Origin of the sequence: Emticicia aquatilis (genome assembly GCF_014644295.1) — a bacterium.
Lineage (GTDB): Bacteria > Bacteroidota > Bacteroidia > Cytophagales > Spirosomataceae > Emticicia > Emticicia aquatilis.
The window spans coordinates 13,776-29,875 of the sequence record NZ_BMKK01000010.1 but is presented as its reverse complement, the minus strand read 5'-3'; the positions used below and the strand labels follow the sequence as shown (position 1 = coordinate 29,875).

The window sequence follows — 16,100 nt, the reverse complement described above, 5'->3', positions numbered from 1 at the left end:
GAAAAAGTTGCGGAACTACCACGCAGAGATTTTGTCGCAAACCCACTGTGAGAGCAGAAAACCCCAAAATAGAGTAGGAGAGAACTGTCCTATCCGCCAAAAATTATGCGTTTGAAAAACTGAAAAACCAGCGGATTCGGCTTGTCGAAAGAGATTTTGAGCCAAAAACTGTCAAACTATTTTAGAAGCATACGCAAGTCTAATGAGACAATAAAAAATATTAATGTTTGTTATACTCAATTATAACTTTAACTAATGTAGCTATTGCACCTAAACCAGCAAGTATTTTAGCCCATTCAGGTATTGCTGATAAAATAGTTTTAATTTTTGAAGGCTTATCATCGGGTGCCTTCGTATCATTACTACTCTCAGGTATTTGATTCTGTTGAGTAATGTTTCCGATTGTATGACCTTTTCCTGAAATTATCGTTTTATTAATCATATTTATATTTAATGTTACATTTTTTAAATCAAAATTAATTAAAGCATTATTTACCAAATTTAAGAAATAAAAAATATCTATTTGCTCATTAGGGAAAAAATTTAAGGATGTTTGTGAATTTAATAAATTTTTGCTTAGCTCAGGTGGCATGACTAAGTCACAATTTTTTATATACTTACCAAAAGTGTCTATAACATCATCAATAATATCTTTTAAATTGTTGTTTAAATTAGAAAAATAAATATTGTTATCAGTCGAAAAAGAGTTTAGAAAATCAGGACTACTTATTTTGCTTAAAATTTCGGAAATTTGATTTTCACTTTTTTCATTTAAACATTCAAAATAATATTTTGAAAGTGTTTGGAACAGTTTATAATCTTCTTCTCTTTGCCAAACTACTTTGATTTTCATTTCATTTGAGGAAATTGAAGATGTGTCTATTTGCAAAAAAGTCTGTATATTATTAGTAAACAGGGCAATCCATTCTTCTAATTTCTGAAAAATTGTTTTGAATAATTTGTAGTTACCTGGATGCCCCTCTATTCTAAATGCTAATATTTTTACATTTGCCTCAAATTCACAATCATTATCAAAATATACTTTGCCTTTTTTTTCAAGAGTTAATAGAAAGTCAACTTGATTTTTATTTATCCATGACATTTTAGTATTTTCGAAACTTATAAAGCCATTAATTTTTTCATCAGCAATATTAAAATTAGTTGGACTTGTTAAGACTTTATTGTTTAGTACTCCTCTAAATATTATTCGACCATTTGTGTTTAGTTCAAAATTATCAAAATCGGCTAATCCCAATTTTGAATTATTAAATGATAGGTCGGAATTGATGAAAATATCTTTAAATGAACATTGTGTAATCATAGTTTCATCAAAAGATGCTGCTTTATTGAATTTAGTGTTTTGAAATATTACCGACCGATTGAATTTTGCCAAAGAAAAGTCTACACTATTAAATACAACAATATTAGATAAATCATTCTGTACTCTTTCGACAAAAACAGCATTATTTTCAAAAATAACTGACCTAAAATCTGTGTTGCCTTCAAAATGTGTTCCATTAAATATTGCGTGTCTCTCAAACTTTGATGCTGTAAAATATACATTATGCTTGAAATTAACGAGTTGAAAATTTACGTCTGTGTTAGCTCCAAGGTATTTCGTATCAGAAAAATTTGCCTGTTCTTTGAAAATTGATTCCGTAAAAGAGAGGTAGCTATCTCTATTTTTTGAAGTAAATTCTGAATCATTGAAATAGGCAGGCTTATTGAAAATACAGTTATTAATTTTAGTTCTATCATGAAATTTTGACTTGTTAAAATAGACTGGCCCATTAAACATTGATTTGTAAATATCTACATTTTCATTAAAAGTAGAGTTTCGCATATCAAGTGTACCTTCGAAAGTACAAAGTTTCATATTTAATGGTTTTGTAAAATCAATGCCACTAAGATTAATCATTTCAGATTTATCTCCAGTAATTATAAGTTGAGTTAAATCAATTGAATTTATATTTTCATCTTTAATTGATAAGTCGATATACCTTAAAAAGTAATCAAAAAAAAGGTTTTCTTTTTTCCATTTCACTTCTTGGCTGTGAAATATACAATTCCCAAAAGTATCAGTTGGTAATTGATTAAACTTTAACAGACTATTTGGAAATATTTCATTCCAGTATAAGTATTTTTCTTCAAAAATACATTTATTTGGGCTTGAAAATTGGCACATCTTTATTCAGGATAGTTAAAAAGTCTGAATTATGCTTTATGGATTGATGTCAAAGAGGCTGTTTCCACCAATTTCCAAATATGCAAAAGTGTTGTTCTTGTTTTTGTAATGATGAATGAGAACTTCCAACGACCAGCATTATGATGGTTTTTGGAGTGATTTTAGAGTTAATTTATTAATTATCAGGCCTTTATATAATGCTTCGTGTTGGAGCTGATGAACTTTGCGACCGCTCTGATTTGCTGTCCACAGGACAGCAGACACGCCAACCAACCAAAGCCAACAAGGCTGAATGCTGATAGTAAATTTGCATGGAAAAATACAAAAAAGCAAATGAGTTGGATAAAACTTTGCGAGTCGAAGAAAAGTTGGCAAAAATACCAGTCAGAGGACTTGTCGCCAGCCAACTTTGTAAGCAGAAAATCTTAAAGTGAGTAGGAGAGAACTGTACTGTCACATGAAAATTATGCGTTTGAAAAATTGAAAACCCAGCGAATTTTGCTCGTCGAATGAGTCTTTCGATTAAAGAGGATAATAGCCAAAATGTATTAAAATCTTTGAAACTGAAAATATGTCCGTGTTTATCAAGTTTAAATGATATTCACAAACTGAAAATATGAATCCAATATATAGGAAGAGTAAAAGGTTTACTGCAAAAATGGTTATCTTATTTGATTTAAGTGTGAATCCAGCTTTTAGCAATATTTCAAGCATCGCAAAAATCAAAATGAAATAGGTTAGAAAATCAATTAAAAAAGCTAAAAGATAGAATTGATAACAAAACGAACAGCCAATATTGCTTGAAATAAATGAAAAAGGAAAGCCAAACAACTTTTCATAACCACCATCGGTATTAACTTGTCTTTCAATTGTAATATTTAAAATTGAAAACAATGAGAATGGAATTACATACTGAAAAATTTGATTGTATGTAATCCTAAATTTCATATTTTTGAAACTTTTCCAACGCTCGCAAGCAAGATGATTTTGGAGCGGATGTTGAGTTAATTGATTGATTATCAAACATTTACTTGCTTGCTCACGTTGGAGATAAACCAACTTTGCAAGCTCTTCTTTCCGAGTGTCGCCCGAAAAATAAGTGAGCTAAAGATATAAAAAATTGTAGTAAAAACTACGTCATAACATCGAAAAAAAACTTTGAGTACCCCGCTAATTTCATGTCGAAAGTAACGATGTGAACAAAGAACCAAAAAATAGCGAAGTTTTCGAGAGCTAATACACTGAAACTTCGCTAATAATTTGTCTGTGGGAATTATGAACTTAATAAAGTTAAACTGTTTAAAAGAAATTTTATTTAACTAAATAGCATTTTCAGCATAACGCTCAAAATACTTATTATCATAGACCATGAAACAACTGCCATTAACCAAAATCCAACATAATAGCTTGTTGTATGATTTTTTGCCATGACTGCAATGTTTGAATTTATAAAAGATAGAATCAAAGAAAAGAATGAACAAAATCCATGAAGCAATCCTGAAAAAAAACCATATTTCTCAATGGTATAATTTGGAGTAGGGGATAAAAAACTACCCAGTATTAGAAATCCAATTAAAAAAAAAGTCAAAATTAGAGTTGAACGTTTCATAATCTGAAATTTAGTTAGTTTGAAATAAGGGCTTACAATTAGTTGTAAATGATTGGATACTCTCAGTTAAACCTTTTGCTTGAAGTGCAATCTCATTAATTACTTGAATATTTTGTTCAACCGCACTTCTCAAAACTTGGTTTCTTAAAACATAATTCAAATCATCCCCTTTTTTTAACATTTCTTGTGCCTTATCAAGCCCTTCAATTGCTTTCTGTCTTTCTATATTATATTTTTCTCTAAGTTGTAAGTTTTGTTCGGCGTCCGTTTTTCTAAGGGTAGAATCGCTTATACTTAAATTATTTTTTGTTAATTCTTCAAAATATGAATTGGTTTTTACATCTATTGCATTTAATGATGTTCTTAAATCATCATATTTTGAATGTATGCCTTTCCATTCACCCTCCCAAAAAATGGCAATATCATTAGTTGGTTTTCCTTCATTGAAGCCTGTAACAGCGGTTGTTTGAATTTCATTTACATTCGTAACGAATTCATTACTTTGTTCTGAAAATTCATTCATTATTTCAACAATTTCTGTTCCAAGTGCAATCAAGTCTTTTACATCTCGTGCAATTCCAAGAGCTTCTTTAGCTGCACGTAGCCAACAGCTTTGACAAACAAGAATTATCAAAAATAATGACAAAGCAATATTTATTTTTTTCATTTGTGTATTAGGTTATGAATATCAAATTTAATTACAATAAGTAAATTATACATTATTTGCTCAAAAAATTTATTTATCGGTACATTTTTATATTTTGAACGAAATTTCCAACGACCAGTATTATGATGGTTTTTGAAATGATTTTAGAGTTAATTTGCTAATTATCAAGCCTTTACATAATACTTAGCGTTGGAGAGAAACCAACTTTGAATGCCAACGCTGATAAACTGTCGCCAAAAATGGTGCGTGCTAAGGACTAAAAAGGGTAGCACCTGCTCTAATCGAATGTCGCTGACCAAATCTGCATACCAAGTTCTGAAAAAAGAAATTGAAAAGCAAAAGAATTTATTTTTCGGAGTAATATTTGAGAAAAAACCACGCATTCAGAATGTCGGCGGTAACTTGGCGTTTGACATTTTACTGAGAACTCACACTTGAAAATTTCGCTTTTGTCCTGTTGCAAGTGCCTGTGAGCGAAAAATTCAATTGGATTAGTTAAAAATATTCTTCTTTATCAATATCAACTATCTTATTTTTCTTCGTATTGAATAAAACTTTGTATGAATCATTATTATCTCCTTTATAAATACAAACAAGGATTCCATCTTCTCTTAATCTGAAACTCTTAGATGCAACTTTATCATTATATTTTTTCTTTATTTTTTTTGCAATGGCAGCGTTTAGTTTCCCACTTATTTCAAGAGGCATTGACTGTTTTCCTTTAAAAAATTGTATAATTATTTTCCAAAACACAAGTATTGCGGTAATACCCCCAACCGTCCCATCAAGTTTTCCTAAAACCTCAACTACATCTACTAACCATTCGTTTTCAATAGCACTTAATCCTCCTTCATATGAAGTTGTTCTTTTGACAATTTGTTTATTCTGAAAAATAGAGCTTAATTGTATATGCTCATCATCAAGGTCAGAATTTATTATAACATATACATCTGATTTATTAAAAGCGATTTCATTAGAATCTATAACATCGAATTGTTCTAACTTTTTTGTTAAAAGTTTTGGAATAGGGTATTCTAAAAAACATACAATTTCTGCATAATTCTTTGAGAACTCTGTTAATGTAATTCTTAAATGTTCAATTACTCCTTCGTTATCATCATGGTGCTTTAGAAAATAGAGCAAACTATCGAAACTTAATGATGTAGAGTAAAATCCAGAATGAGCTAAAATAGCATCTCCATGAAATTCTTCTTTACGGTGAAAAATTTCTATCTTAAAAGAATTAATTAATGGAATACTATCCATGCTTTTGAAAATTTCCAACCAAAAGCATTGAGATGGTTGGATTTTAAGGTTAATTTATTGATTTACAATTACTTACCTTTTCTTAATGCGACTGTTGGGACGCACGAATGATGGCAAGCAACGCAGGGACGCAGTCCCAAGTTGATTTTGAAAACCAACCAAGCAGAAACAAATTTAGTAACTATTTGGAGAAAAGCAAGCATTCCTTTAAAAAAGGTAGTAGTTGTCGACGGAGAAGTTGAAGACCCCTTGAAATCGCCCTAATAACTGGTCGCTGAGATGCTTGAAGTTCTTTGGATAAGTCCAAAAGAGGTCGTTGTCCACGAGAGATTTGAAAGTTTTAATATTTTGTAAGTGTTATTCTTTATCAAATACATAATCTCGAATTATGAAATAATATTAGAAGCATAAAGTAACTCCTCAACAGCTAATCGAAATTTTAATCTTACCCTTTCAATATCACCTCTTTTTGCATTATACTTTATTTGATGAGCCGAGAAGTTTCCCAGTTCCCTAAACTCATCTAAAGTTTCTTCTGTTATTTTTGACATATTTTTCACTACATGATTTGATATAGTGTAATTTATTATCGAACTAAGATTCTTATAGCCATTAGAATCTTTTATTTCATTTATTCTACCTAAATTTTCGTACACATGAATTATTAAAATTTCAATTAATCTACGCATTAAAACTGCACAACCATCAAATATGTTATTTTCATATGAGGCGTTTATTTGTTTAGCAATTTTTTCAATATAACCACGTGTTCCAGAATACAAAATTTCAGGTAAAATAATATCACTTGAAATAATATCCTCTGATTTTTTTGATAAATGGGGGTGCTCTTTTTTTAATCTTTCAAGTTCTTTTGAATGAAGTTTATGGCTACCCAATAATGAACTTTTAACAAATAGTTTAGATTCAATTAATTTTTGTCTTAACCTTGATGGATTCGGTTTTGCAAATCCAACACTATTCAGAAGATTACAAATTTCAGTAACTTCAAATTCCTCCTTATCTTCAATGACAGTTCGGTAGAAACAAAGTAAGGATACTTTTTCAATCTCACTTTTTTGGTTAGCACCTGCTAACACTAAAAAATCATTTAATTTCATTGTTCTGCTTCCTTTTCACCTTTATTCTTAGATTTTTTGTTTTTTCGTGTTGTTCCTAATTTCCATCCATTTTGTATTTCTGTATTGGATATTGAAGACCGTATTTCTTTGACAAATTCAGAACCTGGTAATAAAATTCTAACACCTGAGCTGTCGGACCTAAATAGCGATTTTTCTTGTGAAATCATTGTTCTTGAATTACCATCATCAATACCACAATCTTGCATTAAAACAGATATTTCGTTTCTTGGGACTATTTCTATTCCATTGTCCTTTTTATATTGAAGGAACAAACAAACGAGCCTTTTGGCAAAATCATTTTTTGACTTTGCTTTAAGTGCAGGCTGAATTAAGGTTGTTTTATCTCCTTCATGCACAAATATTTCGCTCCAGTGACTTGTGTTTGGAAGTGCCTTTTGGTCATTATCAACAATTTCAAAATCTTGGACATCAAAATGATTATCGGTAGTCTTTTGAGTAGAATTTCGTTTTGCAATTTGCTGCGTCACCTTGTTTGCTAAGAAAGCACCAAATGTTTCACTCATACTATTTCCAACAGTATCTGTAAATGATGCTTTAAAAGCTCTCTTTCCATGACTTTCAGAAAATTCGATTGTGTTCATTATAGTCCCAGTTTGTTTTTGAGTGATTTCTTCACCACACATAATACAAATCGAAGAGTCAATTTCTAAAATTTCGTTGCAAGACTTACACTTAACTTGTTTTTTACATGATGGACAAAAAAAGCCTCTTGAGGGTAATAATGAATTACAGTAAATACAATAATTATCCATTTTATTATATATTTTTCAATTTACTGATTATTTCCTACTTTATTCTAACGACCGCAAATGAGAAGATTGAGGATTGGATTTTGAGTTAATTAGTTGAATATCAAACTTTTACTTATTTGCTCGTGTTGGATTAAACTGACTTTGCGACCGATCTAATTTGGTGTCACCCGACACCAACCTCCCCAACCAACCCTACAAAATATGCTGCTAAAAACTAAATATGCACGCCAGCCACAACCCGCTAATAAACTGTCCCGAGCCAAATCTGCATACCAAGTTCTGAAAAAAGAAAATGAAAAGCAAAAGAATTTAGTTTTCGGAGTGAAATTTGAGAAAATACCACGCATTGAAAATGTCGGCGGTAACTATGCGTTTGAAATTTTGCTGAGAATTCACATTTAAAAACTTCGTTGATAATCTGTAACATTCTATATGTTAATCAAACTTCCAGTTTTTTATTTTTATTCATTAATACATTAGCAAGCCAAATAATAGATGCTCCTTTAAGAAAAGAAGTGGGAGAATTAGTATTACTTAAACCTTTCACTGCTTTTTTGGTTATTATCACATATTCAGTTAGGTCATGTTCATGTTTTTTAAATTCACTTTCAAGCTGTTCTACGCTTTGAATTCTAAGAGATTCTAATTTGGGCAGTGAATTTTTAATTATAAAGTCAAAATTTTCCTCTGTTGCAGGACTCAATTGTAAACCCATTTTTTTCTCAAAGTTATTTATGATAGTGCTATTCTCAATTAATGACCTTAAAGATGCTTTGTTCAAAAGTACAGTTGAAGGTGTTACTTTAATCTGTTCACTAACAGAATTTTCGTACATTAAAATTTCTTCTCTAAGTTTCACAAACTCTATGTCGGCTTGTTCTAATAAAGCTGCTACTCGGTAAAATGTTCGTTTAGCAGTATTGGGAATTTCAACAGCACCTTTATACCCTAAATCATGTTCTATTTCAGCCCATGAATGTTGCAAAATGCTACGAATCTGAATTTCAAACTTAAAATTTTCATAAGCTTTATATTCTGTTAGTTGCAATCTTTCTTTTTTAATTCCTAATACATAGTGTAGACTTCTGTAACCAAATTTGTCCAAATCTAATTGTCGCTTATCAATTGAATTGCTTATGTCAATATCAAATTCATTTTCAATAAGCTTAGAAACTTTATCAATATCGTCCTCAAAGTATGTGATTACTCTTAATCCAACAATATCAGTAATTTGGAAAATTGAAGAATATTTATCCCCTTTCCTTTTTAGTTTACCTTCTAAACTTTTTTCGTCTTTAACCCGAAAGACTAATTGATGAACATTTATACCATAACTTTTTAGGAGGCTTTGAACAAGTCGATAACTTAAATCAGCAAACAAAGTGTATTTAGTTTTTAGTTCATAAAACTCAGTTAATATTTTGTTGTCATTCTCCATTTTGTTATTTCCATTTCCAACGACCGCAAATGAGAAGATGGGCGAGGAGTTGGGTATTTAGGTTTAAAATTAAAAACTTTTACTTATTTGCAGCGTTGGGACTCACACAACTTGAAAGCTTCGCCAATCGAATGTCCACCAAAAACTAAAAGTGCCAAGATTGAAAAAATCGTAGAATTTGCTCAGATTTATTGTCCACAACCAACTCTAAGTGCCAAGTTCTGAAAAAAGAAAATGAAAAGCAAAAGAATTTATTAATCGGAGTAAAATTTGAGCAAATACCACTCATTTTGATTGTCGAAGGTGACTTTGCAAGCAGAAAACCTGATTTGGTGAACCAGAGTGCTGCCACGTCGCAAAAAATTAGGCGTTTGAAATTGTTGAAAAAATAGCGAATTCGGCTCGTCGGAGGTTAGCTAAAACTGTCAAACTATTTTAGCAGCATACGCTTTGAAATTTCCGTAAATCACGCACACAAAACTCATTCTTTGATATTAAATTTCATTTTCAATTCAGGCAGCTTTTTTAAATATTCTTCGACATTCCATTTCAAGTTGAAATATTGTAAATATTCTTCAATTGTTCCTAAACCAGCTTTTTGCCTTCTCTCATTGACATTCCTTGGGTCTTTTAATGGTTGAACATAATAACCCGTTTCATCCTGCATTATCTGACTTCCATAAATTTGACATTTACCTGAACCTAAAGCCACTCTATCTTCTAATAATGCTAAACTACTCGCTTGTGCTTTTCCTTCATTTACGGCAGCTCGCATCAGAGGTAGATATTGCTTTTGTGTTTCAATATCTGCATGTTGAATAACCAAAAATAAAGTTTGATTTCCTTTTTTGCCAATAATATCAGCACCCAGCCAGCCATGTTTATCAATTATTTTTTTTACTTCAATCAAATTTAGTGAATCCTTAAGATTTATCACTTGCCAAAGTTTTTGAACCTCCGTTGATTGCCAGCCGAATTTTGTTTGTATTGAATCAAGTTGTTTGCGATAATTTTGGTCTTCATTGTAAATTGAATCAAGTTGTATAACTAAAATTTTATCAAAATGAGCCTCTTCTTTTTCCTTATTTTGTAATACTAAATTTATAAGCGGTTGCCATCTGTAGTCTTTATATAGAGTGTGAAAACAAGTATCTTTAACAATCTGATTATAATCAGAATAGTTCATCAAAGTAGTTATTCTATTTAGTTGGAAAAATGCACTATCCGAAACCATTGCCATTGACCAACAACGTGCTGAGTTATATCTGTCAGTTAATGTGCCTTTCCAATTATTTGATTTGAATGCTTCTGAATATTTGTTCGATGCTGAATAGTATCTTTTCAACTTAAACAATGAATCCGCTTGTTTTACAAAAAAAGAATAGTTATTTTGTCCAAATCCTAAAATTGAAAAGTGTAGAAATAACAAGATTGTTAACTGCTTTTTCACAAATAAAAGTTGTCTATTTTCCAACCAAAACATTGAAATGGTTGGGAATATTTATTAAATTATTGATTATAAGTATTTTACCTTTACCTAATGCGTAAGTTGGAGCTTTTCAAAGCTGAAACATTTTTCATTTGTGACGTCGAACGAGACACCGACCGCCAAGATGGAAAAGATTTCGTAGTAATTGCTCAGATTGCTTGTCGCTCACCAAAATTGAGTGCCAAGAAATAATTAAAAACCTAAAACGCCAAAGTGCTTGCTCGTCGCAGTAAAAAATGAGCGAATACCACGGTGTTTGATTGTCGAATGTAATTATGAGATTCATTTCTTTTTTGGTAAAGTTTTTAAAGAATCCGCCAGAGCCTCCAAGCCCTTGGTATGCAGTTGTATTTCTTTTTGGTTTTGTATCAGGGATTCTACTTGTTTTTTCAATGCTTTAAATTCATTATTAATTTCTTGTGAGTTTAAATATTGATATACTGAGAAAATAATTGCTAAACCTGCAAAGACAGCAGAAGCCCAAGACGCATATTTAGAACTAACAGATGAATCTGCACTTATTTTCGAGCTTTTTGCCGATTCTATGGACGAACGAATTGCATTTTCATTTAATTCTTTTGTCCTTTGATTCTCCAAATATTGTTCAACAAAGGATGTTGTACTAATAAAATGAAAACCTTTTGAAGTTAAATGGTTAAGATGGAAAACTTGGTCAAACTTTATTTTTTCATCACCAGAATTAACCCCTCCCAAAAAGCCATTAGCAACATAAAGTTCATAATGAATTGCTCTAATATACTCTATTTCATGGTTTTGTATAACGCTTTTAAAAACATCAATAAAGTGCAATTTTTTATTTATTAGATTGGAGTCTGTATGGCTATGATTGTTCTTTATTTCATTTAAAACAATGTCGCAGTCTTTATAAAATTGTAATTTATCTGTTATCATAATTATGCCTAAAGACTTTTCATTTACGATTAAAAACAATTCAATTTACGTAAGGTCAAATGATAAGGAGGCTATTAAAAAAGAGTTACCTGCTATTGTTGACAAAATAGACTCAGATGAAAAAACAGAACTTGTTGTTATTGGAACTTTGCTTGAAATTCATCGAGCATAGACTGAATAGATAAGTCAGCTTGTTTGTGATATTCTTGTTCAGCTATCTTTGATAGTTCAACTCCAAAGTTTTCGCAACAAGGAATAGTTTGTATTTTATCATCAATAATTGAAACGTTTGGGATTTGGTTGTGTACTGAACAAACTTGCGTTTCAAGTATGTTTTTGATTTTAAGTAAGTCGAATTTCATAATTTTGTTGCGTTAAAAACTTCCAACGACCAGCATTGTGATGGTTTTGGAGTTATTTTAGAGTTAATTTATAGATTAAAAAGCCTTTGCACAATGCTTTCGAGTTGGACTAAACTGACTTTGCGTCCGCTCTGATAAGACGTCCGAAGGACGACTTGCACGCCAAGAACCCAAGCCAAGAATTGTGCTGCCGAAGGTAAATTTGCATGGAAAAATACAAAAAAGCAAACGAGTTGGATAAAACTTTGCGTGTAGTTTGCAAACATACCACTCAGAGGACTTGTCGCGGACCCACTTTGCAAGCACAAAATCCTAAATTGAGTAGGAGAGAGCTGTCTTGTCAGCTGAAAACTATGAGTTTAAACATTTGAAAAAAAACATCGAATTTTGCGTGTCGGAAGTGCTAATAAGTTAAGAAATATTGAATTAGCGGTCTTGTTTTGGATTTTTTATGTGAGGGATTAAAGTTGGATTTGCTTTGCAAAATTCTACAATTCTATCGCTTATTCTATCAAATATATCATCTTCAGTTTGTGGGTACATGTGGTTCTGTAAAGTTTTTATGTCACTTGTAATTTCATTTAAAGCAAACTCATCAAAAGCATTTGACTTAATTAAAGTCTTCAATAAATAATCTGTTAACATTCTATATTGTCTGTCCCAATTTGCATTCCCATTGTTCTGTGCTTCATATCTAAGTTTTTCAATAATTCTTAGAAGTTCCCCTTGTACAGAGTCAGCCTGACCTCTTCTGGGTACTAAATTTTTCCAAATCTCACCTGCTTCATCAAAATATTTTTGCTTATAATGAGCCATTTTTTTGTTTCATTCCAACGACCGCAAATAAGAAGATTTGGGATTGGATTTTGGGTTAATTATTGATTATCAAACTTTTACTTATTTGCTTGTGTTGGAGACAAACCAACTTTGCGAACCGTTCCGATTTGATGTCCACCAACAAAGCTGCGTGCTAAGATGAAAAAAATCATAGAAACTTCTCTAATCGTAAGTCGCTGACCAAGTCTGCACACCAAGTTCTGAAAAAAGAAATTGAAAAGAAAAAGAATTTATTTTTCGGAGTGAAATTTGAGTAAATACCACGCATTTTAAGTGTCGCAAATGACTATGCATTTGATAGTTTGCTGAGAACTAACAATCTAAAACTTCGCTTTAGTTCACTTGCATAAGTTTTTGAACTAAAAAAATTCTTTGCATATAACGGTTTCGGGCTTTGCATACGGGTGGGTTATTGTGTAAAAAGTTTCATTTATTTCTAAAGTTCAATGAAAATAATAGGTTTAAAGTTTGTACATCACCCCGCCACAGGCAAAGCTATTGTTTACTGTTTTTTTAAGTCGTAATCTCACTTTTTTTGAACTTTGTCAACAGTGCTACACCTAACCAGTAAAATAATAAAAATGGTATCCCTGGAATGAAGAATAAAAATAAAATTTCAAAACCTTTTGGAATATTCATTTGAGTAAGAAATATTACTGATGCTGAGATGATTCCTATTAAACTAAATAGTGTAATTATTATTGGGCACCAAATTTTGATTTGTCCCAACTTGTATAATCGAATTGAAAGCAGTACTGCTAACGAGAACTGAACAAGCCTGCCTAATACTCCAATATTTATGATAGCTATATTGTCATATTTTTTGCTGAATTCTACAACTTTGTTACCTTGGTTAATCCATTCTTTTAATGCCTCTGGATATAAATAATGATGAGAAAACTCCCAGATAAATTCTGCAAAAGCAATAATAAAAATCAATCTTACTATCTGACTATTTAAAGTTGAGATTTTTAGTGAGTTGCTTTTAAGTAGAAATAAGGAAAATGCTGCAAATAGTAATGCTGCAATGAAAAGGAAGATATATCTCAAATGTTCTCTTTCAGGGTGTTGAAGCATTTTAAGGCTAAGGTCAGGTGCTGAGGCTAAACCAATTATCCCTGCAATTGGGCTTATTAGTAAAAAGAGCCATAAACCACCAATCAGTAAAGCACCAAATGATTTGGAGTAATACTTTGATAGAACCAACACAATCAAAACCAAAGCAATTGAAATAATTATCCATATAATAACATATGTCTTAAAACTGTTCGTTTCTACATATGGTGAATATTTACTTATAGGGATACCAACTAAGAATGGAAGTATAATTAAAATGAAGGTTGCCAGTGTTATTGATATTTTTCTTTTCATTTGAGGTATAATTATATTTTGATTATTATTGAGATAATAACTTCTTTACCCGCACACATCAGCAATAAATATAATTGATAAAAACGGCTTGGGCTAAAAATATTATTTATACAAAGATTATAGAAATGAAAAGGTTGATATAGTAAAAAAGCGACAACTTTAATAAATTATAGCATTTTCAAAATCAAATTTGCACGGAATTATACTTGTAAATTGTTTAAAATCTCGGAGTAGATGCATTTGGTCATAATAACCAACCATATAAGTAATATCAATCCAAGAAAGCGTTGGTGTTTTCTTTTTGATTTTCATTGCTTCGTTAAACTTTAAGATTCTTTGATACAATTTTGGGTTTACACCTGTTCTCTCAAAAAATTTCCTTTCAAACTGCCTTTTGCTAATACATGCATCAGAGGCTAATTTGTCTAATGAGTTTTGATGTAACCCCTTTTGGTTTATTACAATATCAATAGGATGCTTATAGGTTTTAACAGTTTTTAATTTGTCTATAAAAAACATGTCTGCAAAACCAGCCATTTCCTCAAAATTTATAGCATTTGTAATTTGTTCTCTTAGTAATTTTACATTTTTGCCCAAAACAGAGATTGTTTCTGTATGTACATTTGTAAATAATGACATTGGAATACCAAACAATCTATAAAAACCACCTGTTTGAAAAATGATTTTAAACATAATATAATCGTTTGGGGTTAGCATATCGATTCTCGAAGTAGATTGACGGATTATGAAAGTGTCATTTGTTTTAACAAATTCTCCGTGAGTGCTGGCATAGGGCAAATTCCTGGGAAAAAAGCATACTGCTTCTTCTGGCGTTGGAGTGTTAGATAGGCTTATTGGAGAGGCATTTTGCCAATGCACATACCAGTACTCTTTGACAAATTCTGATAAACAAGAGTTCGGTTTTTTTTTTAGTAATTCAGACATTTTTTATACTGGTTGCGAATTAATAAAAGGTGTTTGTAAAAGTCACCACCAACGACCAGCATTGTGATGGACTTGGAGTAAATTTAGAGTTAATTAATAAAGCATCAGACCTTTACACAATGCTTTCGAGTTGGAGAGGAACCAACTTTGAGTCCGCTCTGATAAGACGTCCGAAGGACGGCTTGCACGCCAGAGAACCCAAGCCAGCCAAGCTGAATGCTTGAAGTAAAATTGCACGGAAAAATACAAAAAAGCAAATGAGTTGAATAAAACTTTGTGAATCGAAGAAAAGTTGGCAAAAATACCACTCAGAGGATTTGTCGCCAGCCCACTGTAAGAGCAGAAAACCCAAAAATAGAGTGGGGGAGAACTGTCCTGTCAAGCGAAAACTATGCGTTTGAAAAATTGAAAATCCGGCGAATTTTGCGTGTCGACCGAGATTTTGTGCTTAGAATTATCAAACTATTTCAGTTTTAAACATACGATTTCAAGAAGAAAACTCAATAATCAAGATATTTAATGATAGCCTTTATTTCTTCATCAGAGAGATTTTGAAAGGCAGTCATTTGTGTTTTATTGAATTTATTAAAAAGTGAAATAGCATATTTGTCTCCAGAATCTATAATTCGTTGTGGATTTTTAGTGAAATTTATTATCCATTTTGTAGATTTCCTTTTAGAAATATTTTTTAGTCCCGGACCGACTACAACTTCATCGGTAGGAGAATGGCATTGAACACAATTTTGGTTGAAAATTTCTTTTCCTTTTAATTGAGTGGAATCTAAAATTCGAGAATTCTCAGAATTAGTATCTATTACACCACAAAAATATACAATCTGTGCTTCGGGAATTGATTGGCTTGGCTTTAATAAAATATATAGAGAAACACCAAATACAATAATCAATGAAAATACAATCAAGTAAATCAATTTAGTTAATTGCAATATTGATTTGTTATTCATTGTATTTTCTGAAACATTCCAACGCTCGCAAGCAAGATGATTTTTGAGCGAATATTGAGTTAATTAGTTGATTATCAAACTTTTACTTGCTTGCTAACGTTGGAGATAAACCAACTTTGCAAGCTCTTTATTCCGAGTGTCGCCC

Annotated in this window: 17 protein-coding genes; 3 read left to right on the top strand and 14 right to left on the bottom strand. The window is 31.3% G+C overall.

Going from position 1 to position 16,100, the window contains the following annotated elements:
• Positions 1–220: 220 nt before the first annotated feature.
• The 6 genes from IEX65_RS20755 to IEX65_RS20730 all read right to left on the bottom strand — a co-directional run bounded on the left by IEX65_RS20755 (position 221) and on the right by IEX65_RS20730 (position 7,468).
• Entirely contained in the window at positions 221–2,185 is a 1,965-nt protein-coding gene (locus IEX65_RS20755) for a pentapeptide repeat-containing protein (protein ID WP_188768943.1), read from the bottom strand.
• 1,315 nt (positions 2,186–3,500) lie between these two features.
• Positions 3,501–3,794: a hypothetical protein gene (locus IEX65_RS20750; RefSeq protein WP_188768942.1), complete on the bottom strand. Its 294-nt coding sequence runs from the start codon at positions 3,792–3,794 to the stop codon at positions 3,501–3,503.
• Positions 3,795–3,804: 10 nt separating this feature from the next.
• Complete coding sequence (locus IEX65_RS20745; protein ID WP_188768941.1) at positions 3,805–4,461, bottom strand: hypothetical protein; 657 nt, start codon at positions 4,459–4,461, stop codon at positions 3,805–3,807.
• Positions 4,462–4,956: 495 nt separating this feature from the next.
• Positions 4,957–5,727, bottom strand: a complete 771-nt coding sequence (locus tag IEX65_RS20740; protein WP_188768940.1) for a hypothetical protein — start codon at positions 5,725–5,727, stop codon at positions 4,957–4,959.
• A gap of 386 nt (positions 5,728–6,113) precedes the next feature.
• The gene (locus tag IEX65_RS20735) at positions 6,114–6,845 is read right to left on the bottom strand and encodes a DUF4145 domain-containing protein (protein WP_188768939.1); all 732 of its coding nucleotides are present in this window, start codon (positions 6,843–6,845) and stop codon (positions 6,114–6,116) included.
• Positions 6,842–7,468, bottom strand: a complete 627-nt coding sequence (locus IEX65_RS20730) for a hypothetical protein (RefSeq protein ID WP_188768938.1) — start codon at positions 7,466–7,468, stop codon at positions 6,842–6,844. The genes IEX65_RS20735 and IEX65_RS20730 overlap by 4 nt, the downstream gene beginning before the upstream one ends.
• A gap of 372 nt (positions 7,469–7,840) precedes the next feature.
• Here IEX65_RS20730 and IEX65_RS20725 point away from each other — a divergent pair, with 372 nt between their 5' ends.
• Entirely contained in the window at positions 7,841–8,041 is a 201-nt protein-coding gene (locus IEX65_RS20725; protein WP_188768937.1) for a hypothetical protein, read from the top strand.
• A 37-nt stretch (positions 8,042–8,078) separates the two neighbouring features.
• Here IEX65_RS20725 and IEX65_RS20720 read toward each other — a convergent pair whose 3' ends face one another.
• Both IEX65_RS20720 and IEX65_RS20715 read right to left on the bottom strand, forming a co-directional pair.
• Positions 8,079–9,077, bottom strand: coding sequence for a GTP pyrophosphokinase (locus tag IEX65_RS20720; protein WP_188768935.1), 999 nt, complete (start codon positions 9,075–9,077; stop codon positions 8,079–8,081).
• A 481-nt stretch (positions 9,078–9,558) separates the two neighbouring features.
• The gene (locus IEX65_RS20715) at positions 9,559–10,527 is read right to left on the bottom strand and encodes a DUF6624 domain-containing protein (protein WP_188768933.1); all 969 of its coding nucleotides are present in this window, start codon (positions 10,525–10,527) and stop codon (positions 9,559–9,561) included.
• 90 nt (positions 10,528–10,617) lie between these two features.
• Here IEX65_RS20715 and IEX65_RS20710 point away from each other — a divergent pair, with 90 nt between their 5' ends.
• Entirely contained in the window at positions 10,618–10,758 is a 141-nt protein-coding gene (locus tag IEX65_RS20710; protein ID WP_188768931.1) for a hypothetical protein, read from the top strand.
• Between the two features lie 90 nt (positions 10,759–10,848).
• Here IEX65_RS20710 and IEX65_RS20705 read toward each other — a convergent pair whose 3' ends face one another.
• The 5 genes from IEX65_RS20705 to IEX65_RS20685 form a co-directional block, all read right to left on the bottom strand.
• Positions 10,849–11,478 carry a hypothetical protein gene (locus IEX65_RS20705; RefSeq protein ID WP_188768930.1) on the bottom strand — a complete coding sequence of 210 codons (630 nt, stop codon included), beginning with the start codon at positions 11,476–11,478 and terminating at the stop codon, positions 10,849–10,851.
• Positions 11,479–11,615: 137 nt separating this feature from the next.
• Entirely contained in the window at positions 11,616–11,840 is a 225-nt protein-coding gene (locus IEX65_RS20700) for a hypothetical protein (RefSeq protein ID WP_188768929.1), read from the bottom strand.
• 426 nt (positions 11,841–12,266) lie between these two features.
• Entirely contained in the window at positions 12,267–12,656 is a 390-nt protein-coding gene (locus IEX65_RS20695; protein ID WP_188768928.1) for a hypothetical protein, read from the bottom strand.
• A gap of 534 nt (positions 12,657–13,190) precedes the next feature.
• The gene (locus tag IEX65_RS20690; RefSeq protein WP_188768927.1) at positions 13,191–14,048 is read right to left on the bottom strand and encodes a hypothetical protein; all 858 of its coding nucleotides are present in this window, start codon (positions 14,046–14,048) and stop codon (positions 13,191–13,193) included.
• A 159-nt stretch (positions 14,049–14,207) separates the two neighbouring features.
• Complete coding sequence (locus IEX65_RS20685) at positions 14,208–14,993, bottom strand: helix-turn-helix domain-containing protein (protein WP_188768926.1); 786 nt, start codon at positions 14,991–14,993, stop codon at positions 14,208–14,210.
• 29 nt (positions 14,994–15,022) lie between these two features.
• Here IEX65_RS20685 and IEX65_RS20680 point away from each other — a divergent pair, with 29 nt between their 5' ends.
• Positions 15,023–15,217: a hypothetical protein gene (locus IEX65_RS20680; protein ID WP_188768925.1), complete on the top strand. Its 195-nt coding sequence runs from the start codon at positions 15,023–15,025 to the stop codon at positions 15,215–15,217.
• A gap of 276 nt (positions 15,218–15,493) precedes the next feature.
• Here the strand turns inward: IEX65_RS20680 and IEX65_RS20675 are convergent, their stop codons facing one another.
• Positions 15,494–15,955: a c-type cytochrome gene (locus IEX65_RS20675; RefSeq protein ID WP_188768924.1), complete on the bottom strand. Its 462-nt coding sequence runs from the start codon at positions 15,953–15,955 to the stop codon at positions 15,494–15,496.
• Positions 15,956–16,100: the final 145 nt, after the last annotated feature.

Coding starts and splice junctions, on each gene's coding strand:
- IEX65_RS20690 (WP_188768927.1), bottom strand. CDS start 14,048: ATGAAAAGAAAAATATCAATAACACTGGCAACCTTCATTTTAATTATA.
- IEX65_RS20700 (WP_188768929.1), bottom strand. CDS start 11,840: ATGAAATTCGACTTACTTAAAATCAAAAACATACTTGAAACGCAAGTT.
- IEX65_RS20705 (WP_188768930.1), bottom strand. CDS start 11,478: ATGATAACAGATAAATTACAATTTTATAAAGACTGCGACATTGTTTTA.
- IEX65_RS20675 (WP_188768924.1), bottom strand. CDS start 15,955: ATGAATAACAAATCAATATTGCAATTAACTAAATTGATTTACTTGATT.
- IEX65_RS20725 (WP_188768937.1), top strand. CDS start 7,841: ATGCTGCTAAAAACTAAATATGCACGCCAGCCACAACCCGCTAATAAA.
- IEX65_RS20755 (WP_188768943.1), bottom strand. CDS start 2,185: ATGTGCCAATTTTCAAGCCCAAATAAATGTATTTTTGAAGAAAAATAC.
- IEX65_RS20750 (WP_188768942.1), bottom strand. CDS start 3,794: ATGAAACGTTCAACTCTAATTTTGACTTTTTTTTTAATTGGATTTCTA.
- IEX65_RS20710 (WP_188768931.1), top strand. CDS start 10,618: ATGCGTAAGTTGGAGCTTTTCAAAGCTGAAACATTTTTCATTTGTGAC.
- IEX65_RS20720 (WP_188768935.1), bottom strand. CDS start 9,077: ATGGAGAATGACAACAAAATATTAACTGAGTTTTATGAACTAAAAACT.
- IEX65_RS20745 (WP_188768941.1), bottom strand. CDS start 4,461: ATGAAAAAAATAAATATTGCTTTGTCATTATTTTTGATAATTCTTGTT.
- IEX65_RS20740 (WP_188768940.1), bottom strand. CDS start 5,727: ATGGATAGTATTCCATTAATTAATTCTTTTAAGATAGAAATTTTTCAC.
- IEX65_RS20695 (WP_188768928.1), bottom strand. CDS start 12,656: ATGGCTCATTATAAGCAAAAATATTTTGATGAAGCAGGTGAGATTTGG.
- IEX65_RS20730 (WP_188768938.1), bottom strand. CDS start 7,468: ATGAACACAATCGAATTTTCTGAAAGTCATGGAAAGAGAGCTTTTAAA.
- IEX65_RS20685 (WP_188768926.1), bottom strand. CDS start 14,993: ATGTCTGAATTACTAAAAAAAAAACCGAACTCTTGTTTATCAGAATTT.
- IEX65_RS20735 (WP_188768939.1), bottom strand. CDS start 6,845: ATGAAATTAAATGATTTTTTAGTGTTAGCAGGTGCTAACCAAAAAAGT.